Here is a 24,064-nt window from a genome sequence, read left to right as displayed (position 1 = left end):
CTTACGCTCCTAAGCAACCGTAAAGGGCAACTGAATCAGCATATTTTTTGGTTCGAATCGCATTTTCATCTGAATTTCATCGATCCAGTCCGGATTCAGGTACTCTAAATGGGGAACGGTTATGATTTTATCCCCATTATAAACAGCTGGCAGGCTATATCGGACAAAACGGGAAACACCGACATTTTTTACTGTTGGATGTAACGCGCACAGGTCCTGCCACCCTCTTTCCCCCAATGTCTGTAACATTAGGTTATCATTTTTCATTTCGTCATTAACCTGTACAAAGAACCTGTTGTCCCAAAGACATTCCTGTCCAGGGGTTAACAACAACTTTGACACCAACCTATTCTCTCGAACAATAAAGATAACATCATCTTTTTTGATAATTTCACAGCCAGCAAGCGTCAGCTTAACCGAATCTGCACTCATCAAAGATTGAACCAAACGATCAAGCTTTATAGTTTTAGGAGAATAATCTCCTCCCCCAACGGTCAAAAGAGTGCGTTGTAGAGCTCTTTGGAATATTTCCGTTTGAATTTCCTCCGATTCGCGAAAATCAATTTCAGCGTATCCGATTGGATTCAGACGTACTCTTTGATCAATAAAGGCATCGGTCCTTTTTTGCAGTGATCGACGAATTCGCCCCAGACTATGGGTAATACGCTCTAAGCTGCTTTTCCTTATTCCTTGCTGCTCTAACAAAGGAAGCTGCTGTCTAATCCGGTTCCTTAAATAATCTGCCCGCTGGTTACTAGGCTCTTCAATCCACCCCCAGCCATGATGCCTTAAGGTTTCAACCAAACGCTGTTTTGGAAAACCAAGTAAAGGACGGATAAGCGTCATTGCGCCGTCTTGTCGTTGCATAGAGATACCAGCCAAGCCATCAGATTTACTTTGTCTGACAAGGCGCATAAGGAACGTTTCAACCTGGTCATCTAAATGATGCCCCAAGGCCAGAAAAAAAATCTCTTTCTCTCGCCCCCATTTGGCAATCAAAGCATGGCGTGCTTTGCGCGCACGAACCTGCGAGCTCCCCTTTTCTTCACTATCCACCCCAAGAGAACGTGTAAGAATATCATGTTCAATTCCTTCAGCCGAAAGGCGTGCATGTACCCAGTCTGCTTCAATGCCAGATTCGGGGCGCAGACGGTGATCGACAGTCACCGCAAGAAGTTCACCACCTTTAGCTTTCACCCAATACCTGAGCAATAGACAAAGTGCCATACTGTCCGCACCACCAGATACAGCAACCCCGATCCGAAAAGGATTTCGAGGAAGAGCAATCACAGACATCAGCTGTGCAAACTCTTCCTCGCTAATTGGCAGTGATTTGGAATCGGGCCTTGATTGCAGCACCTTTTCCGTCGGAAGATCACCCACTGGAAACTCTTTGCATTGAAGTTAAGGGCAGTTCAAGCGTTGAGATTCCTGACCTGCACGTTGTTTAACAATCGCACTTGCATTGGGATAACGGTTCAAAAGTTCCCCAAACGTACCACAAGCATCTGATGTATTACCAAGCGAAGAAAGCGAAAGACCAAGCTTCAAAAGATTATCTGGTGCTTTAGAAGAATTGGGATAGCGCTGGAAAGAATCTGCAAAGGTAATGGCGGCTTGTTGGTAATCACCGCGGACATAATAAGTTTCACCTAACCAATAGGTCGCGTTGCCGGCAAGAGAATCTTCTGGATGATTTTCAACAAACTTAGAGAAAGCCTGTTCAGCCTCATCATAGCGGGCTTGACGAAGCAGACCAAAGGAATAGTCATACTGTTCTTTTGGTGTATCGCCGGGGAGCGTATAGCTCGCCACTTCGTCAGAGCGTAATCCGCCTTGGATCAAGCTTTGTGGTGACGCACTATCTACTGCTGTATTTGGTGCCGTTGCTGCCTGTTGTTGAGTATTAAAATTATTCAAATCTTCTGCTGGGATTGTTCCCAACACACCAGGTTGCCCGGATGCTGATGGCTGTCCCGTCGTTTGCTGGGCCTGCGAAGCTGTGTTGTTTGCAGCAAGAGATGTTCCTTGTTGCACAGCCCCCACTTGTCGGCCATTTTCCAAGTTCTGCAATCGTAAATCCGTATCAGCGACAAGCTTATCTAGCCTTTTACCAAGCTGATCCAGACGGAAATTTACTTCCTCAAATTGCCCGGTCAGACTTCTCATTTGGTTTTCAACTTGGGAAAGACGAAGCTCTAATCGTCCCGCATTAGCACCGCCACTATCCGAACCTACAGCAGCAAGCTCTTCGGCAGATGGCGTTTTACCCTGATAAACGTGTTGTTGTAGTGTCACCAGTTCACGTTGAAGGCGATCAATTTTATTAACCAACCCCTGTACTTGTGAATTTTGCGCCCAAGCACTCGTTTGCATTGCCATAACAACGAACGCAGCACCCGCGCCTAAACGAAACGTTTTCAAACTAACAGCCATCAATGACATTTTTTCTTGCACCCTTAAACGATAGTAGGTCCTGATTATATATAGCCTTATATTGGTGAGAATATGGCACACCAAATATCACACATATGAAAGCAGTAATTTAACAAAAAAATCCCGTTTGGTTTCGTCAACCAAACGGGATTTTTAATAAGATCAGTCTATGCGCTTAGTTTACAACGAAGACTGCACGACGGTTCTGAGACCATGCTTCTTCGGTAGAACCGAGAACAGCTGGACGTTCTTTACCGAAGCTAACGACCTGAACACGATTCGGATTTACACCAAGAGCAACAAGGTAATCACGTACAGAGTTTGCACGACGCTCACCAAGAGCCAAGTTGTATTCACGTGTTCCACGCTCATCAGCATGACCTTCAACAGTCAGCGTCACAGCTGGATAGCTGTTCATCCAAACGGCAAGTGCTTCAGTAGTTTTCTGACCTTCGCCCTGAAGGTCGCTTTGGTCATAACCAAAGAAAACACGATCACCAACGTTTACAACGAGGTGTTCCAGAGAACCAGGCTGTGGCCCCTGAATGGATGAAGAACTTACAGAGGAGGACTGGTCAGTTGTACCAGTTGTTGCAGATGAACCATCGTTTGATCCGTCTGCATTGTTATCAGAATTGCTGGCACAAGCACTTAGGAACAGTGCGGCTGCAAACATTGTGAGCAACTTAAAGCGCATAATTTTTTCGCCCTCTCGAGTAATACCCGAATACTAAAATTGTTAGGTGATCTGTCTGAAACAACAAATCAACGAAGAAACTCAATAAACCCCCAGTTACACCGATTAAATCGGGAAACGTCCACGACTATAACGATATAACTGTTATTTATCAAGCATACAGCTTATTGCAATAGTGGAGACCAAGCCGGATCAACTCCATCAAGAGGCGTAACGACCTCTCTTTCGTTATATCCGGACAGATCAACCGTATAAACTTTGCTTTTCACCTTACCACGACTATCGGACTTGCCTTGTTTGTAATAAGAGAGAACGCGACCATTCGGTGACCACGTTGGTCCCTCGGCATGGTAACCTTCCGCAAGCATACGTTCACCTGATCCATCAGGCTTCATGACGCCGATATAGAATTTTCTACCGGAAAGGCGTGTAAAAGCAATCAAATCGCCGCGCGGGGACCACACAGGTGTCGCGTAACGTCCTTTGTTAAAAGAGATTCTCTTAACATTTCCACCATTAATATCCATCACATAAAGTTGCTGACTACCACCACGATCAGAGTTGAATACAACCTTAGATCCATCCGGTGAATAAGACGGCGATGTATCAATAGCTGGGTGATTTGTCAGACGCGAAAACTTTCTGGTCCGTAGATCCATCGTGTAAATTTCTGTATTCCCACGATCAGCAAGACTCATTACCACAGAGTTTCCATCCGGAGAGAATCGCGGTGCGAAACTCATTCCCTTGAAGTTTCCAAGGGTTTCTTCACGGCCGGTTTGTAGATCGAGCAGCTTTACCTTTGGAACATTCCCCTCGAATGACAAATATGTGATCTCTTGTGACGTTGGAGAAAAACGCGGTGTGAAAACATCAAACCTGCCGTTTGTCAGGAATTTATGATTGAATCCATCCTGATCCATAATTGCCAAACGTCTTTGACGCCGATTCTGTGGCCCTGTTTCAGAGACATAGACAACACGGGTGTCAAAATACCCTTGTTCCCCTGTTAGACGCTTATAGATGGCATCAGAGATTTGATGTGCAATCCGTCTCCAGTTCGTACGAGTCGAGGTATAAGAAAAGCCTGTCATCATATTCTCGGCATAGACATCCCAAAGGCGGAATTCAATACGGACCTTGCCATCGCCCTGGACCTGGGCAGAGCCTGTCACCAGTGCTTGGGCATTAATCAAACGCCAATCCCCAAAACGAACCCCAACCTGAAGAGAGTTTTGGTCTTGGATGAAGGCTTTATTATCGATAGGTTTGAACAAACCTGTACGCTCAAGGTTTGCAGAAATCACCTCGGCAATATCCCGCCCGATCAGCTGTGCTTCTGGCTGCCCGCCGTTAAAGTCCGCAACAGCAACGGGTAAAGGTTCAACAAAACCTTCGGTAATATTTACGTTGATCTCAGCCTGCGCAGGCACACTACCAATCGCAATTCCTAACACACTGACCGCTGCAACCAGCAATCCGCGCGTTGCCTTTATTAACATCACTGTTCTTCTCCCGTTCATTGATCGAACATTTTTGATGGATCAATTCGAATATTAATCATTCTCCAGTCACCATAGAGATCACTAGGAAATTTATAAGGACCACACCCGACAAGTGTTTTACTAAGCTCGTTCAATGCATTGTTAAAGACATCATCATGATCGAATCTCTCACGATCAACAACGATAACCTCTTCAACATGACCATCTCGAGATAACTTCATTGATAATTCAACAATAGTATCTAAAGAAGAATTAGGGCTAAAATTTGTTTTCCAGCATTTACCCGCTGTTTCTATAAAAGCAAAAGGCTCGGCAACCGCTATACTTTGTGAATACAAACATATTACCGAGACAAAACAATATAAGGCGCCTTTAGAACGAAGCCTTGAAATCATTGCCCAAACATCTTTGATGGATCAAATGTCATGTTCACTGTTTGCCAATCACCGTAGAGATCAACTGGAAGCTTGTAGGGCGCACAGCTGATAACAGCACGTCGAGCATTCTCAGCGGCAGTTCTGAAATATGCGTCTTTGTTAAATCTGTTCTGATCAACAATTTGCACACCGCTAACGCTCCCATCTTGGCGCATTTGCACAGAGATCTCGACGATCATTTCCTCAGCCTGTAAGGCCCCGGCATCGACCCGCCAGCACTGTCGCATCTGCTGCTGAAGAGATCTTTGAATATCATTGATCTGCGCAGCGGAAGCACGTTGTCGTGTCGGCCTAGTTGGTGCCTTACCCTTGGTCGTGGTTTTCTTTGGTGCTGACTTCAACTTATCCACATTTTTCAAAATAGACGTAAGCGCATCGACTTTTGGCTTCGGTTCTTCCTCTTTCTGCACGACTTCCGGTTTGGGTTCCGGACGTTTAGGCGGTTTTGGGCGCGATTTCGGTTTTGGCGGCAAAGCCTTTTTTACTTCTTCAGGCTCTGGCTCAATATTTTCGATAATCTCCGGCTCTGGCGCCTCAACCTTCAAAGGTTCAGGCTCGGGAACAGGTTCCGGTTCCTGGATTGGCTCCGGCTCCGGCGCAGGCTCTGGTTCTGGAACAGGTTCAGGCTGTGGTTCAGGTTCAGGAGCGGGCTCTGGCTGAGGTTCTGGTTCCGGTTTAGGCTCTGGCTCAGGAGTCTCTTCCGGCTCGGGTTCAGGGTTGTCCTGTTCAGGGGCTGGCGGCTTTTCCAAATCAAGCTCGGCAAGAACAACAAACTCCACAGGCACAACCTGCTCAGCAAGAAAGGGCTTGTTAAAGCGTGGTAATCCGAAAATTACAAACGCCAACAACGCCATGTGCATTAATAAAGAAACAGCAATGCCTGTACGCATATTCTTAGCGACTACTTCTGTTCTTTGGGTAATTCAGCAATCAAAGCGACCCTGTCATAACCCGCACTATTAACAAGACTCATGACCTGCATGACCCGCCCGTAATCGATGGCTTTATCGCCCCGCACATAAACCCGCGTATCCGGTTTATTCTCAGTGATTGCATTCAAGCGTGGAACCAACTGTTCTTCTGTCACTTTGGTTTCTTGCAGAAAAAGTTCACCCGTGGCGTTTACAGAAATAACCAGCGGTTCTTCGGAAGCATTCAACGTTTTGGCTTGTGCTTTGGGCAAATCAACAGGCACCCCGACGGTCAAGAGTGGCGCCGTCACCATAAAGACAATCAGGAGCACAAGCATAACATCCACAAAGGGTGTTACGTTGATATCACTCATCGGTTTGCGGCTGGAACGCTTCCAACGACCGCTGCCTTTGGATGCCCCCCCACCAAGCGTCGGCGCTGCCATTCTAGTGCTCCTCTAACTGACGAGAGAGAATCGCACTGAACTCGCCGGCAAAAACTTCCAGTCGTGCGCCATAACGCCCGATATCACTGGATAGCTTGTTATAGGCAAGAACTGCTGGAATAGCCGCGACAAGACCAAGTGCCGTTGCAAACAGAGCCTCTGCAATCCCGGGGGCAACAACAGCAAGGCTGGTGTTCTTTGACGCTGCGATCGAGGTGAAAGCATTCATGATACCCCATACCGTTCCAAAAAGGCCGATAAAAGGCGCTGAAGATCCGACAGAAGCAAGGAACACCATGCCTCTTTCCAAGATATCCATTTCCCTGTTCAAGCTGATATCCATCACACGGTCAATACGCTGCTGTAAACTGACGCGGGCATGATCGCTGCGGCTAGCATTACCGCGACTACTGGCACGCCGCCATTCACGCATGGCAGAAATAAAAATACTGGAAACAGGATCAGAAGGGCGCTTTTCGATGCGATCATAAAGATCATCCAACGAACCGCCTGACCAAAATGCTTCATCGAACTGATCAGCCCGGCGACGCAAGCTACGCAGTTTGACAATTTTATCAATCATGATTGCCCAAGACCAGATAGAGGCAATAATGAGGATAAAAATAACGATTTTTACAATCAGATCGGCTTGAAGAAATAATCCCCACACACTAAGATCATGAACGGCTGATGCCCCACCCAATGCAACGGAATCAACGACATTGCTACCAAGACCGACTGTCTCGACTGTTTCTACAACTTCATTTGCCATCGGCTTTGACAGCTCCTTTTAGCACCCTAAACTCATTCCCCAAACTTATACCCCGGGCTTACACCCCGAACTTACTCAAAGTTTGACTTATTTCTGATGGGATCCTTGCGGGTCCCCCCTTTTCGTCCACACAAGCGATACGGATATCACAGTGGACTAATAGAACATCGTTCCGATAAATAATCTGTTCAAATGAGAAGCTAGCGCCTTTCATTTGGGTAATTCTGGACTTAACAACCAACAAATCGTCAAGATACGCTGGCTGTGCGAACTTAAGAAAGCAATCTTTTACGGCAAAAAAAAGGCCAAACCGCTTACTTAGATCTGTCTGTTCAAAATCAAGGAGCCTCAAGATCTCTGTTCGGGCTCGCTCTGCAAACTTCAAGTAATTGGCGTGATACACAATTTTGGCATTATCCGTGTCTTCGTAATAAACACGAACGGGATAATAATGACTGCCTTTTTCAAACACCCCAGTTAGAGGAAGATCACAAATTTGTTTCATATCTGTCCCTGATCACCCGATTTCACTATTATCGTCTGGGCTATCTCCTGACGCTCCTGCACCGGATAGAAGATCCATTTGTGATGACCGACGGGCCTTGATCTCAACAGGCTCGTTCAAACCAAGGTATTTATACCCTGTGGAACTAAGTAAACGTCCACGTGGTGTTCGCTGTAAAAAGCCCTGCTGAATTAAATACGGTTCGATAACGTCTTCGATAACGTCTCGCTGTTCAGACAAAGCAGCTGCGAGAGTTTCAGCACCGACAGGACCGCCACCATAATTCTCTGCGATAACACGTAAGTATCGGCGATCCATGGCATCAAGGCCTTTTTCGTCAACATCCAAACGGCGGAGGGCCACATCTGCATCAGCCGCTTCAATCAACTCAACGCCCGCAACCGCAGCGAAATCCCTGACCCTACGTAACAATCGACCAGATACCCGTGGCGTTCCCCTTGCCCGGCGTGCAATTTCAAAGGCGCCATCATCACTCATCGGCGCTTCAAGAATTTTAGCCCCGCGGGAAACAATCTGTTGTAATTCCTCTGGCTCATAAAATTGAAGCCTGAGCGGAATACCAAACCGTTCGCGCAGAGGCGTAGAAATCAATCCAGAACGAGTCGTTGCCCCGATTAACGTAAAGGGCGGCAAGTCAATTTGTACTGACCTTGCGGCGGGTCCCTCACCAATAATCAAATCCAGCTTAAAATCCTCCATCGCCGGATAAAGGATCTCTTCAACCACGGGCGACAAGCGATGGATTTCATCAATAAAAAGTACGTCGTGTGGCTGCAAGTTCGTCAAAATAGCCGCGAGATCCCCAGCCTTCGCAATGACGGGGCCTGACGTCGCCCGAAAGCCAACGCCGAGTTCACGAGCAACCACTTGGGCCAAGGTTGTTTTTCCAAGACCTGGTGGACCGAAGAAAAGAACATGGTCCAGCGCATCACCACGCTGTTTTGCAGCCTCAATAAAAATATGCAGGTTTTCACGTAATTGACGCTGCCCAATAAATTCACCGAGGCTCAGAGGACGCAAAGAATTTTCTACACCATCCCCTTCGGAAAATTCATTGGATACTAATCTATCGTCGTTCACCGCATTAACTCCGCAAGACCACCACGAATAAGTTCCTCAAGGGGCGTATCAGCCCCTTTCTCGCTGGATATCTTTGCAACCGCACTGTACGCTTCTGAACGTCGGTACCCCAAATTGACCAGGGCAGAAATTGCGTCTTCTGAAATCGCCATCGGCGTTGATGCAGGCTTACCTTCTGCCGCCGAACTATCAACAATCTCGCCTGACGTTCCAAGTGACAGCTTGGCAATTTTGTCTTTAAGTTCGTTCATGATGCGGATTGCTAGCTTGGGTCCAACACCATTTGCTCGGGTTATTGTGGTTTTGTCCTGGGCAGCAATGGCAACAGATAGTTCATCGGGCGATATCGCCGACAAGATTGCAAGACCAACCTTTGCACCCACCCCCTGAACAGTACCAAGCAAGAGATACCATTCTTTTTCAGCAGCTGTCGCAAACCCAAACAAGTGGATATGATCTTCTCTGACATGGGTTTCGATCAACAAGCTTGTTACTTCACCTTCGCCGGGCAGAACAGAGAGCGTACGACTGGAACAAAAAACAATGTAGCCAACACCGCCAACATCGAGCATAACCCAGTCATCCCCTGTGGAATCAACCTTTCCGGTCAGCTTACCGATCATCTAAACTTCTTCCCCCACGTTTTGCCTGTTTTCTTCAAAGTTCTTGGATCTTCAATCCCTGCTTTTTTTAAAGCAGCACTGATTGGATCTTCGGTTCCTTGGGCCCATTTTCTACCCGTTGAAGCATTATGGGCATGACAAATAGCAATCGCCAAGGCATCCGCAGCATCAGAAGAGGTAATTTTACACCCCGGCAACAGCCGTTCAACCATCATTTGCACCTGATCTTTTGTTGCGTGACCTGTGCCAACGACTGACTTTTTAACAATCATTGGCAAGTATTCACCCACAGGCAAACCAACCAAAGCCGGAGTGATGAGGGCAATACCACGCGCCATACCAAGCTTAAGCGTTGAACTTGGGTTCTTGTTCGCCAGGGTAATCTCAACAGCCGCTTCATCGGGCTGATAATCTGCAAGAACAGTTTGAATACCGTCGTGGATTTCCACAAGGCGTTTGGGAAGATCGTTCGTCGACAGCGTTTTCACAACACCATTTGCAATATGGTGCAGCCTGCTACCTTCTGATTCGATGATTCCCCACCCGGTAAAACGAAGGCCGGGATCGATTCCAATGATCCGCATTATCTCTGGACCCGGCCTCCTTTATAACTTAACCAGCGGTAAGCTTAGCCATAATTTCGTCGTCGATTTCAAAATTCGCACTCACATTTTGAACATCGTCGTTATCATCAAGCGTATCAATCAACTTCAACATTGTTGATGCCTGATCTTCGTTCAAGCTGATAGTATTCTGTGGCTTCCACTGTAGACCAAGCTCTGTCGGCGGGCCAAATTTTTCAATCAAAGCATCGCGAACATCCGCAAAATCACCGGGATCACAAATAATTTCGTGATCATCATCAGTGCTTTCAACGTTATCTGCGCCGGCCTCAACAGCGGCTTCGAACATTGCATCAGCATCAGCTACAGAAGCGGGGTAGGTCAATGAACCAACACGGTCAAACATGAAAGAGACGCTGCCTGTTTCCCCTAGGTTACCACCAAGCTTGGAAAAGGCGGTTCGAACTTCCGATGCAGTCCTGTTGCGGTTATCAGTTGACGCATCAACAATCACTGCGACGCCAGCTGGACCATACCCCTCGTAACGAACGTCTTCGTAGTTCGCGACATCTTCCCCACCAGCAACACGTTTAACGGCGCGATCAATGTTATCTTTTGGCATGTTCGCAGCACGTGCAGCCATGATGGCATTACGCAAGGTCGAGTTTTGTTCTGGATCAGGTAATCCAGAACGGGCTGCAACCATAATTTCGCGGGTGTGACGCGCAAAGATTTTTGCACGTTTTTTATCTTGGGCACCTTTACGGTGCATAATGTTTTTAAATTGTGAATGGCCTGCCATGAGCAGAATTCCTAGCTCTTGTATTATTAAACGGTATTTTTAATTGCCTTCTAGCAGGATTTCGCTGCCAGAAGAAGCCCTAATAGAATTGTTTTCTTTTTTCAGCCACGCCAACACTAAATGATCATCCGCTATTGTGCCCTTGAAACTTGATAAGCTTAACCAAAATCATTAACTAAAGTTTAATTTAAAGTGCATAGAGTAGGCTATCATTAACTAAAGAACGTGATATCTGGATCGGGTACACATCATGGCAGAGAAGTTTCACATCCTCGATTTCCCAGAGGACAATCAACTTGATGCAAAAGAATTTTCAAAACTTGCTGAACAAGCTGCTGACCTGACAGAGGACTACGCATTTTATTCAAATCTGGACGCTTTAAACACGCTTATTGAAACGGCAAGCCCCTTGCCAAATCGCCCTCTAGAAGCCGCTACAAAAGTAGCGTCTATCGCCAAAGACACTCTTCAGCAAACCAATATGATGATTGATGAGGTTCAGCGTTTTAAAGCTCTATCAAAAAAAATCGCTAAACACTCGTAATTCAAGAGCGCTAATCAACCAGTGGAATAGTTTGGGATCAGCGTCCTCCGACATTTACAGTTTCTAGACGAATAACGAGCCCTATTGTATCATCTTTTTCTATATTACAACACGGACTAAGTTGCCCCTCCTCACGTTGGACTATTGGATTCTCTTTCATCATACCAATAGCCAAAACATAATTCTAGGTTCTACTCAAATCGACAAAGTTGGCTGGTATTACATACATATGGTTCCAACAAGAGGTCAAATTTTGCTAGCCAGAAAGTACTCCATGATAGCTTTCTGGGTAACCGCTTCTCTGCAAGGTTTGACAAAAATGATAGCCCCCCCTAGTTGTCCATTATTTAGAATCCCAACTAACGAATTACTTTGCTCCGTCGATATCTGATGGCTTTAACACAGCATCGTCTTGATAGTGTTTCTTCTTTAAACCAACTTCTAATTTGCGAAGAAGGACATAAAAAACGGGTGTAAAAATTAGTCCAAAGACCGTCACACCGATCATTCCATAAAAAACGGCGACACCGATAGTCTGACGCATTTCTGCTCCTGCACCCTGGCTCACCACCAAAGGAAGAACACCCATAATAAATGCAATAGAAGTCATTAGAATAGGCCGCAGACGCAGGCTAGATGCTTCAACAGCAGCCTCAACAATTGATCTCCCCTCGCGCTCTAACTCACGAGCAAACTCGACAATCAAAATCGCGTTTTTAGAAGCAAGCCCCGCCAAAACAAAGAGTGAAATTTGCGTAAAGATATTATTATCCCCTCCTGTATATTTAATACCCAGCATTGCAGAGAGAATTGCCATTGGCACGATCAAAATCACTGCCAGAGGTAGAGTTAGGCTTTCGTATTGCGCCGCCAAAACAAGGAAGACAAGTAATAAACAGAGCGGAAAGATAAAGACCGCTGTGTTGCCAGCCAAAATTTGCTGATAAGTAAGCTCAGTCCATTCATAATCAATACCAGGCGGAAGTGTCTCATCCAAGATTTTGACAATGGCGTCCTGAGCCTGACCAGATGAATACCCAGGTGCTGCATCCCCGTTGATATCAGCCGAACGATAGGCATTGTAACGCGAGGCGATCTCCGGACCAAATGTTTCTTCAACCTCTAACACAGACCCAAGAGGAATCATTTGTCCATCCAGATTACGGCTTTGCAAAGCAAGTATATCATCGGGTTCAGAGCGGAATTCCTTATCTGCCTGAGCAATTACTTGGTAAGTTCGCCCGAACTGGTTGAAGTCATTTACAAAACGAGAGCCAAGGTAAACTTGCATAGTCCTAAAAACCTCTTCGACTGAGATTCCCAGACGCTCCGCTTTGGTACGATCAAGATTGGCAAAAAGTTGCGGATAACTAATGTTATAGTTGGTATAAACACGGGTCAAAGCTGGATCAGCATAGGCCTTACCAAGTACTTGTTGAACGGCATCATCAAGAGCTTCATAACCAAGATCGTTTCGATCCTGGACCTGCAATTTAAAACCTCCTGTATTTCCCAACCCTCTGACTGGTGGCGCCGGGAAAATTGCAACGAAAGCTTGCTCTATAGAATTAAACTTTTGTTGCAACGCACCAGCGATTGCAAAACCATTAAGATGCGGAGCCGTTCTTTCTGAAAAATTATCCAGAGTAACAAACACAATACCCGAGGCGGGACTGTTAACAAAACCATTTACAGAAAGCCCGGGGAACTGAACAGCATTGGCGACCCCCTCCTGTTGAAGAGCAATGTCTCCCATTTCGCGCAGAACCTCTTCGGTACGTTCGAGTGTCGCACCGGGCGGCAACTGCGCAAAACTAATCAAATACCCCTTATCTTGTGCCGGGACAAAACCTTCTGGAACAGACGTAAAGGTATGCCCTGTTAGATAAACGAACCCGCCAAAAATCAACATCATAATGGTCTTGCGTGTGGTAAAAAGACCAACTGCCTTAACATAGCCATTCTGACTTTTGCCGAAACCGACATTAAACAGCTTAAAAAACCAGCCAAAAAGAAAATTGAACAGCTTTGTCAGCCAGTCATTATGCTGGTGTGCTGGCTTGAGCAACAAAGCAGATAAAGCCGGGCTCAATGTCAGAGAATTAATTGTCGAGATGAAAGTCGCTATAGCAATAGTCAAGGCAAACTGTTTATAAAATTGCCCCGTCAAACCACTTACAAAAGCAATCGGAACAAATACCGCACCCAAAACCAATGAAGTAGCAACAATTGGCCCCGTAACCTCTTTCATCGCTTGAATCGTTGCGTCCTTAGGGCTCTTTCCGTTTGCAACGTTTCTCTCCACATTCTCCACGACCACAATCGCATCATCAACAACGATGCCAATAGCCAAAATAAGACCAAAGAGCGATAGTACATTAATCGAAAACCCAAAGGCATACATGAATGCAAAGGTACCAACGATTGAAACCGGGACTGCCAGCAACGGAATGATTGAAGCTCGCCATGTTTGTAGGAAAATGATCACTACCAGCACAACTAACAAAATTGCCTCAAGAAGGGTTTTCATAACCGCATCAATGGAATCACTCACAAAAACCGTCGTATCATAAACAATGGAATAATCGACATCATCAGGGAACGTTTTCTTAAGACGCTCCATTGTATCCCGAACATCTTTCGCAATATCTAATGCATTGGCACCGGGAGAAGCGAAAATCGGCAAAGCAACAGCCTGTTCATTGTTCAATAAAGAACGTAGTGCATAGTTTTGAGCATCGAGTTCGACACGTGCGACATCCGACAAGCGCGTGATGGTACCACTATCGTCTCGCTTGATAATAATTTGCTCAAACTCTTCCTTGTTTTGTAAACGTCCCCTTACATTGACAGGCGACTGGATCTGAACACCATCGTCATAAGGAGGCCCACCAATCACACCAGCAGCGACCTGAAGGTTCTGCCCACGGATTGCACTTACAACTTCCGAAGCCGTCAAATCCAACTCTGCAATCCTGTTAGGATTCAGCCAGACACGCATCGCGTAATCACCAGAACCGAACAAAAGCACCTGCCCAGCCCCCTGAATTTTGGCAAGTTCATCGCGCACACTCAAGGTACCAAAATTCCGCAGATACAGCATGTCATAGCTGCCTTTTGGTGAACGCAGATGAACCACCATAGTCAGATCTGGAGATGATTTTGTAACCGTCACGCCAAGATCACGCGTGACCTCTGGCAAACGGGGCAACGCCTGCTGCACACGATTTTGAACAAGCTGCTGGGCCAGATCGGGATCTGTTCCTATAGCAAAGGTCACACGTAACTGCATGACACCGTCTGAAGACGCTAAAGAGTTCATGTAAAGCATGTTCTCAACACCATTAATTTGCTCTTCTAGTGGCGTTGAAACTGTCTCCGCTATAATAGCAGGATTTGCTCCAGGAAACTGGGCACTTACGACGATTGACGGCGGAGAAACTTCCGGATATTCGGAAATAGGTAGAACCAGCATGGCAATCGCGCCAGCAATAAAAATAAGGACCGAAAGAACAGACGCGAAAATAGGTCTATTCACAAAAAAACCGGAAATATTCATGGTACTGTCCAAGCGGAAAAAGAGTGTATCTGCAATCGGCACGAAACTTTAAGCACACCCCTCAGATTATGCAGTAAGGATATGCATTTGTTCGTTTCGTTATTTTACAAGAAATAATAAAGAAGAATATTCTTCTCCTTATTTCTAGACTTAATCTGCCCTAGCAACCTTGTCAGCAAACTGAGGGTCAACGGGCATACTTGGGCGGATACGCATTAAACCTTCCGTAATGACAACATCGCCATTATTCAGACCTTTGGTGACGATACGCTTTCCCTCAAACCGCTCCCCCAAAAGTACCTCGCGATAGGCCGCCTTGTTCTCTGCATCAACAATATAAACAAACTTACGATCCTGATTGGTACCAATTGCCGTTTCTGAGATCAGAATATGGTTTTGAGCCTTAGCGCTACCGATTTGGACTGAACCGAACATCCCCGGCAACAACATCCCATTCTTGTTTGCAAAATAAGCGCGCGCACGTATTGTTCCAGAGGCGGCATCAATACGATTGTCAAAACTATGAACAAAACCTTCAAAAAGTTGTCCACCGCTCCCCAGCGTTAAGCGTACAGGAATTTTGTCAGCCTTTTCCTGATTAAGCGTCTTAACTGTACGGATATGGTTCAGATAAGTCTGCTCATCAACATCAAAGGCAGCATAGATACCGTTACTTGACACAATGAAAGTCAAAACTGGTGCGTTACCGCCAGCCTCAACGAGATTCCCTCGTGTGATCTCTGCTCGACTAACATATCCGGATATTGGTGCTTTAACACTTGCACGATCAAGGTCAATCTCGGCCTGAATCAGGCGTGCTTCAGCCACTTTAACCGAGGCATATGAAACACTAGCGTCGTTTTTACGTTGATCAAGCAACCGTTCAGAAATTGCTGCTGAATTGATCAACCCCTGAGCCCGTTTCAATTGCTTGCTTGCAAAGGATGCCTGATTTCTTGCTGAACTTAATTCAGCCTTAGCCTGAGCAACAGCAGCTTCATATGGCTTGGGATCAATCACAAACAGAACATCCCCCTTTTCTACAGCTTGTCCGTCCTCAAACAAAACCTCGGTAATCGTGCCACTGACCTGTGGGCGAATTTCCGCAAAATCAACAGCTTCCAGTCGACTAGAGTACTTTGACCAAATTTGAACAGGAACGGCCTTGGCACGAATCGCTGTCACAGGTAGGGCTGCCGGAGCCCCCTGTGTAACGACGTTATTATCGGTCGTTTCAACTGCCTGACCTTCGGAATAAATACCAATACCCACAGCCCCTAGAGCAGCAATAAAACTTGCCGCCACAAAAAGCTTTCTTTTATTACTTGATAACGACATCACGTATCTCTCTTAATCACTTGACCGATCGGTCAAATTTCAAGTCAAAATATAAAATTGAATTCCAGATTTTTTCACCAGAGACCACTTCTCTTAAGCTGTAAGCTTCTTTCCTTGAAGAAAGCTCTCAACGTCCTCATCCCGGAGTCCTACAATACGAATTAATCCGGTAATCAGATCACGCTCCACAGCTTCAAGAGAGTTTTGTATTCTTGCGACCATAACCATACCGACGACATAGCGATAAGTCTCTTCACCACGACTAACAGCATCAATGTTATCAGACAGATAGCCTTGTGCTATCAAATCCCGCACCAGGCAGATATAATAGGTTTCTAACATCCGCGACACTTGATCAGACTTAGTATAAAGCCCTTCTGTATCATGCCCCACCATTTCGGAAGCAAGAGTCATGAAAGGACAACCACAAACTTGACCAAAACGCTTTTGGATTTCACGTTGATGAAACAAAACCTCTTCGCCAAGATCAAAAATCCGTTGAATTGGATGCTTCCGAGGAGAAAAAACTCTGTCCATCATGCCAACAGCTTCATTAGATTTTCTGTCCATACAAGAAAATGCTAAATCAGCCTTACTTTTGAAATAATGGTAAAAACTCCCCTTATGAACGCCGGCTGCCTTACAGATATCATCAACACTTACAGAACAATAACTATTACGCCATATCATTTCTGTTGCGATTTCTAGCAACCTTTCCTTGGTGTTGTTTGTTGTCATCTAGACATTCCATCATATAATTCACCATACAAATAATGCCCTTGACTGAATGGTCAAGGGCACTATTCTTTTTTTTGCCAAAATTCTCATAATTAGAGGCTTATGACAGGAATGTCAGAATACCAACCACATAAAAAAAAGAGAAAAGAAGTCATATAGTCAAAGACGAAAAATTCAGTCTATGTCTTAATCAACCTGTGGAATAGTTTGAGACAAGCGTCCACCAACACGCACAGGCTCTACACGAGTAGCTAGCCCTGTGGCATCATCTGTTTCTACATACAATGCACACAAAGTTGCTTCTCCAACTGCCGGGCTCATCCGTTCTGTCGGCAATTTTTTGGTAAAGCGCGCGACGGGAACTTCTTTTTTCATGCCGATAACTGAATCATAATCCCCGGTCATACCAACATCACTTTGATAGGCTGTGCCATTTGGCAACACTGTATGATCAGCGGTTGGCACGTGGGTATGCGTTCCAACAACAAGACTGACTTTGCCATCCAAAAAGTGTCCCATGGCCATTTTTTCACTGGTTGCTTCTCCGTGAAAATCAACCACAACCGCAGAAAGTCCCTGCTGCCCCATTTTATAGCGATCCAGTATTTTGGAAATCGCTGCAAAGGGATCATCCAGCGGGTCCATAAACACTCGCCCCATGGCATTCATCACCATGATCTTACGCCCACCGGGCGCCTCATAGAGTGCAGCTCCACGCCCAGGCGCGCCTTCTGGATAATTCAAAGGACGCAACAGTCGATTTTCCTTGTTGATGTAAACCATGCAATCTCGCTGATCCCAGCTATGATTACCACCAGAAACAACATCAGCACCGTGATCCAAAAACTGCTTACAGATTTTTTCTGTGATCCCAAAACCCGATGCTGCATTTTCGCCGTTCACAATAACGAAATCCAGTTTCAGATCCCGGCGAAGTCCTGGCAAATGCGCAACAATTGCATCTCGACCAGAGCGCCCGACAACATCACCACAGAACAATAATCTCATAACAGTCTCTTTAATTTACGGGTTATTGAGGAAAAACACCTTCTTTCAATACAACGCGTGTACTACCCCGTGAGGAAGAGCTTGGCAAAGAATTTACCCAATCACCCCTGATCCCGATAATCTTTAAACTACCGAAATAGAGAATTTAGGTCTGAGCGATCAGGAAAGTTCGATAACTTCCTGCTCAGTCACAATATAATCCAAAGGTTGATCATAAGGTCCACGAATAACTGCGGGCATTTCCTGCCCAGCATAGGCTATACCAATCGCAATGACTGATTTTTTAGCCCGCAACTTATCCAGCGTCCGGTCATAAAACCCGCCACCATAGCCAAGCCGATATCCAGCACGATCAAAGGCCAGAAGAGGAACAAAAAGCACATCAGGCTCCAATTCGTCCTTGTCGGCACTCGGTTCTTTTGTCCCAAAACCAGCATCATCAAGCGTATCGCCTGGCGCCCAGCTTCTGAAAACCAAGGGCTTATTAGCACCCAACATAACAGGAAGCACCGGGGTGAAGTCTTTATGATGTAAGGCTTGTAATAATGGCATGGGGTCAAGTTCATCCCCCAAAGGCCAATAGGCGGAAACAACTGAATGAGCAGGCAATGAAATCGTTTCAAACAGGCGTCTGCATAGCTGATCAGCCGCATTTGGATTGTGCTTGTAAGCTTCAGCACGATTCGTCTTGGCTTCTTTACGGAGTAACTTTTTACGTTGATCTATCTCATCTATATTCGATGTATTCATCATCCCCTCCAAATTCGTCGCTATTTACCCTGACCAGGGCTGAATAAACCAGAGAGGAAAACGTGGTGCCGCGGTAGCCGTCGGCTCAAAGTCCTCTTGCGGCCTGCATAAGCAGGTGGGCGCCATATGCCAAGACCACGATCTTGACAGGGACAGCTCCCTAAAGAAGATTATTGGCCCCAGGGATTTTACCAGCCTAACGCACCCCGCAGCACCAGTGAGATCTTTTACTGATTTTCCAATCGGGCGGCAATAGATTCCAGACGGTCCGCACAACTTTCCAGCGCACTTGCGACTTTCTCTGCTTCAACCTCGTCAGCAGCAGCATCTTTTTTGCCGTTTCCGGATTTACCATCATCAATTTGGATATAGGCTTCATGTAACTCGTCTGCAAGAAGCAAACTTGCCATAAGCATTAAATGGGTTTCACTTACCTGCCCCATTGACCCTTTAAGTTCGTCAATCTTTTGATTGATATATTTGGCCAAGCCCAAAAGATGATCTTCTTGTCCATCCTGACAACCAACTGAATAGCGGCGTCCGTTCACGGTCAGTGTTACTTGCGCCATGTTCTTACTTCTCCAGTGAGGCCGAGAGTTGCCCGATCACTTTATCAAGACGATCACCAACTTCTTGTTTTGTGGTTTTAAGATCAGCATTCTCTTTCAGACTCTGATCGAGATTTTTTTGCATCTCTTGAAGTGTCCCATCGGATTCGTTTGATGTGGCCTCAAAGTTTTTCTCAATTGTATCCACTGCCAGAGCAAGACGCTCCAGAGCTTTTAATAATCTCGTCATATCAAGAAACAGCCATTTGCTGAAATTTTATCCCCAGATTCAGTAACCCAGTTCAATTACAGGGTAATATAAAGATTAACCAGAATAAGATGCCCATCTTACATAGGTCAACCGCCTGGCTTACAAGTCTTTTCATTGTGTCCTTTATAGGGTCATTTTCCCGAACTTAACAGCCATTCCTCAGATCACTGTTGACCTTGGCGGTGCAAAGGGGCATTTTGCCGCCGTTAATGGACCCCTGTCTTAAACATTCCAGACAGGATAATCTGAACCCAACTGGGGACCTTGAATATGACTGCACTGCGCCTTCCCGTATCTGCTGCGGACGCCGCGCCAGGTAGCAACCACACTGATATGGCAAATGCCATTCGTGCTCTTTCCATGGATGCCGTTCAACGCGCGAACTCTGGACATCCAGGAATGCCAATGGGCATGGCTGATGTAGCTACCGTACTTTACAGCCGTTTTCTTAAATTTGATCCATTACGCCCTGACTGGGCAGACCGCGACCGTTTTGTTTTGTCTGCTGGTCATGGATCAATGCTGATCTATTCCTTGCTTCACCTGACTGGTTATCCAGACATGACAATGGATCAGATTAAAAACTTCCGACAGTTAGACAGCATCACAGCTGGTCACCCTGAATTTGGTCATGCTCCGGGCATTGAAACAACCACAGGCCCACTTGGTCAGGGAATTGCGACAGCTGTCGGCATGGCCTTGGGCGAGCGCATGATGAACGCCCGTTATGGCGACGAAATTGTTGATCATCACACCTATGCAATTGCCGGTGATGGCTGCCTTATGGAAGGCATCAGCCACGAAGCTATTTCAATGGCCGGTCACCTGAAGCTGAACAAGCTGATTGTTCTTTTTGATGACAACGGCATCACCATTGATGGCTCAACGGACATGTCCGTTTCTGATAATCAGATCAAACGCTTTGAAGCCTGTGGCTGGGATGCGGTTGCAATCGACGGTCACGATCCAGAAGCAATTGCAGCGGCAATAGAAGCTGCCCGTAACAGTGACAAACCTTCTTTGATTGCCTGTAAAACAGTCATTGGTTTTGGTGCCCCGACAAAAGCGGGAACATCGAAAACCCACGGCGCGCCCCTCGGCGACGATGAGATCGCTGGCACAAGAGAAAAAATTGGCTGGCCACACGCCCCGTTCGAAATTCCTGAGAACATTCTCAAGGCATGGAGATCAGCGGGTAAACGCGGTGCAGAATTCTCTGCAGCTTGGGACGCAGAACTCGCAAAAATCCCAGCTGACAAACGCAAGCTTTTCGAAGACCAGATGGCAGGCAAACTACCCGATGGTTGGAAAGAAACTTTCCGGGCATACAAAACCAAAGTCAGCGAAGAAGCACCAAAACTGGCAACCCGTCAGTCTTCTCAAAACGCATTAGAAGAGCTTACAGCGCTAATCCCGCAAATGATTGGTGGTTCTGCTGACCTCACAGGTTCCAACAACACCAAATCCGGTGTTCAGGGCCCTGTAAGTGCAGACAACTACGGTGGTAGCTACATTTATTACGGTGTACGTGAACACGGTATGGCAGCTGCGATGAACGGCCTTGCTCTTCACGGCGGTTTTATTCCTTACGGTGGAACATTCCTAGTCTTCACAGACTATTGCCGTCCGTCTATTCGTCTTTCTGCTCTGATGAAACAACGCGTTATCTATGTCATGACGCATGATTCTATCGGCTTGGGTGAAGATGGCCCGACACACCAACCTGTCGAGCACATTGCCTCTCTTCGTGCGATCCCGAACCTCAATGTCTTCCGTCCAGCAGATGCGATTGAAGCTGCCGAATGTTGGGAACTGGCGCTTGAAAGCGAAGAGGCTCCCTCTGTGATCACTTTGACACGCCAAGGTCTTCCTGCACAGCGCAAGGATATATCTGTAAACTATTCCAGTTACGGTGCTTATATCCTTAATCCTTCTGTGCTTGATCGCCAGGTCACACTATTGGCAACCGGATCAGAAGTGGAGATTGCAATTGCAGGTCAGAAACTTCTTGAAGAAATGGGCATTGGTACAGCCGTTGTTTCCATGCCATGCTGGGAACTGTTCAAGCAGCAGCCACAGCATTACCGTGATGAAGTCCTCTCCCCTGGCACACTAACCGTTGCCGTTGAAGCCGCTCTTCCATTTGGATGGCACGAGTGGATTGGATCACAGGGCGCATTTGTCGGGATGACCGATTTCGGTGCTTCGGCCCCGATTGATCAACTCTACAAGAAGTTTAAAATCACACCTGAAGCAATCGTAGACGCAGTTAAAGCTCGTCTATAAAGCTCGGGATCTGTTAAAGGATTTTAGATATGACTGAATCACTTGCAGATATTGCGCAAGCTCTTGTAACCAGCGGCAAGGGCATTCTTGCCGCTGATGAGAGCACGGGCACCATAAAGAAACGGTTTGATTCTATAAGCGTAGAATCAACCGAAGACTCTCGTCGCGATTACCGCGAGCTTTTGTTCAGAGCAAAAGGTGGGAATGATTTTATCAGCGGCGTCATTCTTTATGATGAAACCCTGCGTCAGAATGCAGCTGATGGCACGCCCCTTAGTAAAGTCCTTCAAGATCAAGGGATCATTCCCGGCATTAAAGTTGATCTTGGGGCCAAACCACTTGCCGGGCATGACACTGAAACGATCACCGAAGGCCTTGATGGTCTTAGGGATCGCTTGAAAGAGTATGCAAAACTTGGCGCCAAATTCACCAAGTGGCGTGGTGTTTATAAAATCACTGAAGAAACCCCCAGCTTTGCAGCGGTTAGCGCCAATGCACACGCCTTGGCACGCTACGCTGCGCTTGCACAAGAAGCTGGCTTGGTTCCAATCGTTGAACCTGAAATTCTGATGGACGGTGATCACGACATCAATGTCTGTCAGGCCATTAGCGAAGAAGTACTACGTTCCGTTTTTGCTGAATTGGCAAATCAGGAAGTAGAACTAGAAGGTATTCTTCTAAAGCCAAACATGGTGATTGCTGGGCAGGATTGTCCCGAACAGAATTCTGTTGACGAAGTTGCTGAACGCACTGTCGCAACCCTCTTGCGCTGTGTGCCTGCTGCTGTTCCGGGCATTGTTTTCCTTTCTGGTGGTCAAAGTGATGATTTGGCAACAAACCATCTCAATGCCATGAACAAGATCGGTAGTAATCTACCATGGAAGCTTAGTTTTTCCTATGGTCGTGCCCTACAAGCAGCCCCCCTCAAAACTTGGGCTGGTAAAAAAGAAAATGCCGATGCTATGCAACAGGCATTTTTGAAAAGAGCCGAGGATAACAGCAGGGCGTCGACAGGCGCTCTGAATTAATCTTCAATCAAATGAACACCCCATCCGAAAGGTTGGGGTGTTGTACTAAGAGGCAAAAGCCTCGAATACGTGTAACTAAATAAAGAAAATAGGTTCCAAATCATGACAGTCAAAGTTGGAATCAATGGTTTTGGTCGCATTGGTCGCCTCACACTTCGTGGAGCAATTGAAACCAATCGTGACGACATCGAAATCGTTGCTATTAACGCATCTGGCGATCCCGCTATCCACGCCCATATGCTTAAATTTGATTCCGTTCACGGCACCCTCAATGCCGAGGTCGAAGCGGATGATGAAAACATCATTATCAACGGCAAAAAAATCAGAATGCTGCATGACCGCGACCCGGCTAAATTGCCGTGGAGCGATTATGGCGTAGATATCGTTCTGGAATGCACTGGTGCCTTTAACAATGTAGAGGGCTCGTCCCTTCACATGGTTGGTGGTGCAAAAAAAGTTTTGATTTCTGCTCCTGCTAAAAAAGGCTGTGATCTGACTGTCGTGTACGGTGTTAATCACAAGCAACTTAACGCTGACCACAAAATTGTATCTAACGCGTCCTGTACAACAAACTGTCTTGCCCCGGTTGTTGACGTTCTCCAAAATCAAATCGGTATCAAGAACGGCTTTATGACAACCACGCACGCCTACACAGGCGATCAAACAACGGTTGATTCAAAGCATAAAGATTTGCGTCGTGCACGTGCTGCGGCCGTTTCAATGATCCCGACATCAACAGGGGCAGCCCGGGCAATCGGTGAGGTTCTTCCTGAACTTGAAGGCAAGCTGGAAGGAAACGCAATCCGCGTTCCAACCGCCAATGTCAGCTGTATTGATCTGACTTTCACAGCGGAACGAGATACCACTGTTGAAGAAATCAACAACGCTATGATTGATGCTTCCAAAGGATACCTTAAAGGTGTTCTTGGCATTAATGCCCTACCGTTGGTTTCCTGTGACTTCAATCACAATCCCTCATCATCAGTTTTTGATACCACGCAAACCCAGATTATCGGGGGTAACTTTGTGCGCGTTCTGGCTTGGTATGACAACGAGTGGGGCTTCAGCCTTCGTATGTTGGATACAGCCGTTGCTATGGGAAAACACCTGTAACAAGAATATAATTCTTTGATTTGAATGGGGTTCTTTTGAACCCCATTTTCTTTTCTGGCTCTTTCATTCGTTCTTTTCTGGTA

General features: G+C 46.3%; 24 protein-coding genes and 1 other RNA gene. 4 read left to right on the top strand and 21 right to left on the bottom strand.

The annotated features are described in order from the left end of the window. Positions 1–9 precede the first annotated feature (9 nt). From tilS to ACN0W5_RS04350, 13 genes are all read right to left on the bottom strand, one after another. Positions 10–1,383, bottom strand: a complete 1,374-nt coding sequence (gene tilS / locus ACN0W5_RS04410) for a tRNA lysidine(34) synthetase TilS (RefSeq protein ID WP_417452990.1) — start codon at positions 1,381–1,383, stop codon at positions 10–12. A gap of 21 nt (positions 1,384–1,404) precedes the next feature. Beyond that, positions 1,405–2,445, bottom strand: coding sequence for a tol-pal system protein YbgF (gene ybgF, locus ACN0W5_RS04405; RefSeq protein ID WP_417452989.1), 1,041 nt, complete (start codon positions 2,443–2,445; stop codon positions 1,405–1,407). A gap of 166 nt (positions 2,446–2,611) precedes the next feature. Beyond that, positions 2,612–3,133 (bottom strand): peptidoglycan-associated lipoprotein Pal, encoded by a 522-nt coding sequence (gene pal, locus ACN0W5_RS04400; RefSeq protein ID WP_299380864.1) that lies wholly within the window; start codon positions 3,131–3,133, stop codon positions 2,612–2,614. A 164-nt stretch (positions 3,134–3,297) separates the two neighbouring features. Continuing rightward, complete coding sequence (tolB, locus tag ACN0W5_RS04395; RefSeq protein ID WP_417453121.1) at positions 3,298–4,635, bottom strand: Tol-Pal system beta propeller repeat protein TolB; 1,338 nt, start codon at positions 4,633–4,635, stop codon at positions 3,298–3,300. 17 nt (positions 4,636–4,652) lie between these two features. Next, complete coding sequence (locus tag ACN0W5_RS04390; RefSeq protein WP_299377020.1) at positions 4,653–4,859, bottom strand: hypothetical protein; 207 nt, start codon at positions 4,857–4,859, stop codon at positions 4,653–4,655. 170 nt (positions 4,860–5,029) lie between these two features. After that, positions 5,030–5,965: a hypothetical protein gene (locus ACN0W5_RS04385; RefSeq protein WP_417452988.1), complete on the bottom strand. Its 936-nt coding sequence runs from the start codon at positions 5,963–5,965 to the stop codon at positions 5,030–5,032. A gap of 11 nt (positions 5,966–5,976) precedes the next feature. Beyond that, positions 5,977–6,432, bottom strand: coding sequence for a protein TolR (tolR, locus tag ACN0W5_RS04380; protein ID WP_417452987.1), 456 nt, complete (start codon positions 6,430–6,432; stop codon positions 5,977–5,979). 1 nt (position 6,433) lies between these two features. Beyond that, positions 6,434–7,204 carry a protein TolQ gene (gene tolQ, locus ACN0W5_RS04375; RefSeq protein ID WP_417452986.1) on the bottom strand — a complete coding sequence of 257 codons (771 nt, stop codon included), beginning with the start codon at positions 7,202–7,204 and terminating at the stop codon, positions 6,434–6,436. A 58-nt stretch (positions 7,205–7,262) separates the two neighbouring features. Further along, complete coding sequence (gene ybgC, locus ACN0W5_RS04370) at positions 7,263–7,709, bottom strand: tol-pal system-associated acyl-CoA thioesterase (protein WP_299380859.1); 447 nt, start codon at positions 7,707–7,709, stop codon at positions 7,263–7,265. Between the two features lie 12 nt (positions 7,710–7,721). After that, entirely contained in the window at positions 7,722–8,810 is a 1,089-nt protein-coding gene (gene ruvB / locus ACN0W5_RS04365) for a Holliday junction branch migration DNA helicase RuvB (RefSeq protein ID WP_417452985.1), read from the bottom strand. Then, a complete protein-coding gene (gene ruvA / locus ACN0W5_RS04360; protein ID WP_299380857.1) occupies positions 8,807–9,433 on the bottom strand; it encodes a Holliday junction branch migration protein RuvA in 627 nt (208 codons plus the stop codon). Before ruvA ends, ruvB begins: the two co-directional genes overlap by 4 nt. Continuing rightward, on the bottom strand, positions 9,430–10,017 hold the full coding sequence (ruvC, locus tag ACN0W5_RS04355) for a crossover junction endodeoxyribonuclease RuvC (RefSeq protein ID WP_417452984.1): 588 nt from the start codon (positions 10,015–10,017) through the stop codon (positions 9,430–9,432). The genes ruvA and ruvC overlap by 4 nt, the downstream gene beginning before the upstream one ends. A 28-nt stretch (positions 10,018–10,045) precedes the next feature. After that, a complete protein-coding gene (locus ACN0W5_RS04350) occupies positions 10,046–10,798 on the bottom strand; it encodes a YebC/PmpR family DNA-binding transcriptional regulator (protein ID WP_085904112.1) in 753 nt (250 codons plus the stop codon). A 250-nt stretch (positions 10,799–11,048) separates the two neighbouring features. Between ACN0W5_RS04350 and ACN0W5_RS04345 the strand changes: the two genes are divergently transcribed. Next, entirely contained in the window at positions 11,049–11,342 is a 294-nt protein-coding gene (locus ACN0W5_RS04345; RefSeq protein WP_417452983.1) for a hypothetical protein, read from the top strand. A 367-nt stretch (positions 11,343–11,709) separates the two neighbouring features. On the opposite strand, the gene ACN0W5_RS04340 is transcribed toward ACN0W5_RS04345, so the two are convergent. The 8 genes from ACN0W5_RS04340 to ACN0W5_RS04305 form a co-directional block, all read right to left on the bottom strand. After that, positions 11,710–14,901: an efflux RND transporter permease subunit gene (locus ACN0W5_RS04340; protein ID WP_417453120.1), complete on the bottom strand. Its 3,192-nt coding sequence runs from the start codon at positions 14,899–14,901 to the stop codon at positions 11,710–11,712. A 150-nt stretch (positions 14,902–15,051) separates the two neighbouring features. Beyond that, entirely contained in the window at positions 15,052–16,239 is a 1,188-nt protein-coding gene (locus ACN0W5_RS04335) for an efflux RND transporter periplasmic adaptor subunit (protein ID WP_417452982.1), read from the bottom strand. 93 nt (positions 16,240–16,332) lie between these two features. Beyond that, complete coding sequence (locus ACN0W5_RS04330) at positions 16,333–16,977, bottom strand: TetR/AcrR family transcriptional regulator (protein WP_417452981.1); 645 nt, start codon at positions 16,975–16,977, stop codon at positions 16,333–16,335. A 186-nt stretch (positions 16,978–17,163) separates the two neighbouring features. Then, the gene (locus ACN0W5_RS04325) at positions 17,164–17,985 is read right to left on the bottom strand and encodes a TIGR00282 family metallophosphoesterase (RefSeq protein WP_417452980.1); all 822 of its coding nucleotides are present in this window, start codon (positions 17,983–17,985) and stop codon (positions 17,164–17,166) included. Between the two features lie 159 nt (positions 17,986–18,144). Continuing rightward, positions 18,145–18,735, bottom strand: a complete 591-nt coding sequence (locus ACN0W5_RS04320) for a 5-formyltetrahydrofolate cyclo-ligase (RefSeq protein WP_417452979.1) — start codon at positions 18,733–18,735, stop codon at positions 18,145–18,147. A gap of 61 nt (positions 18,736–18,796) precedes the next feature. Next, positions 18,797–18,953, bottom strand: a non-coding RNA gene (gene ssrS / locus ACN0W5_RS04315) — 6S RNA. 9 nt (positions 18,954–18,962) lie between these two features. Beyond that, a complete protein-coding gene (locus ACN0W5_RS04310) occupies positions 18,963–19,304 on the bottom strand; it encodes a cell division protein ZapA (RefSeq protein WP_299377465.1) in 342 nt (113 codons plus the stop codon). A 4-nt stretch (positions 19,305–19,308) separates the two neighbouring features. Then, positions 19,309–19,533 carry a hypothetical protein gene (locus tag ACN0W5_RS04305; RefSeq protein WP_417428445.1) on the bottom strand — a complete coding sequence of 75 codons (225 nt, stop codon included), beginning with the start codon at positions 19,531–19,533 and terminating at the stop codon, positions 19,309–19,311. Between the two features lie 291 nt (positions 19,534–19,824). On the opposite strand from ACN0W5_RS04305, the gene tkt reads away from it, so the two are divergent. The 3 genes from tkt (at position 19,825) to gap (ending at position 23,981) form a co-directional block, all read left to right on the top strand. Next, entirely contained in the window at positions 19,825–21,840 is a 2,016-nt protein-coding gene (tkt, locus tag ACN0W5_RS04300) for a transketolase (RefSeq protein ID WP_417452978.1), read from the top strand. Between the two features lie 29 nt (positions 21,841–21,869). Continuing rightward, positions 21,870–22,868, top strand: coding sequence for a class I fructose-bisphosphate aldolase (locus tag ACN0W5_RS04295; protein WP_417452977.1), 999 nt, complete (start codon positions 21,870–21,872; stop codon positions 22,866–22,868). A gap of 102 nt (positions 22,869–22,970) precedes the next feature. Beyond that, on the top strand, positions 22,971–23,981 hold the full coding sequence (gap, locus tag ACN0W5_RS04290; protein ID WP_299373583.1) for a type I glyceraldehyde-3-phosphate dehydrogenase: 1,011 nt from the start codon (positions 22,971–22,973) through the stop codon (positions 23,979–23,981). Positions 23,982–24,064 lie beyond the last annotated feature (83 nt).

The organism is Kiloniella sp., assembly GCF_048270245.1.
In the GTDB taxonomy this organism is placed as follows: Bacteria; Pseudomonadota; Alphaproteobacteria; order Kiloniellales; family Kiloniellaceae; genus Kiloniella.
This window is presented reverse-complemented; position numbering and strand designations above follow the sequence as displayed.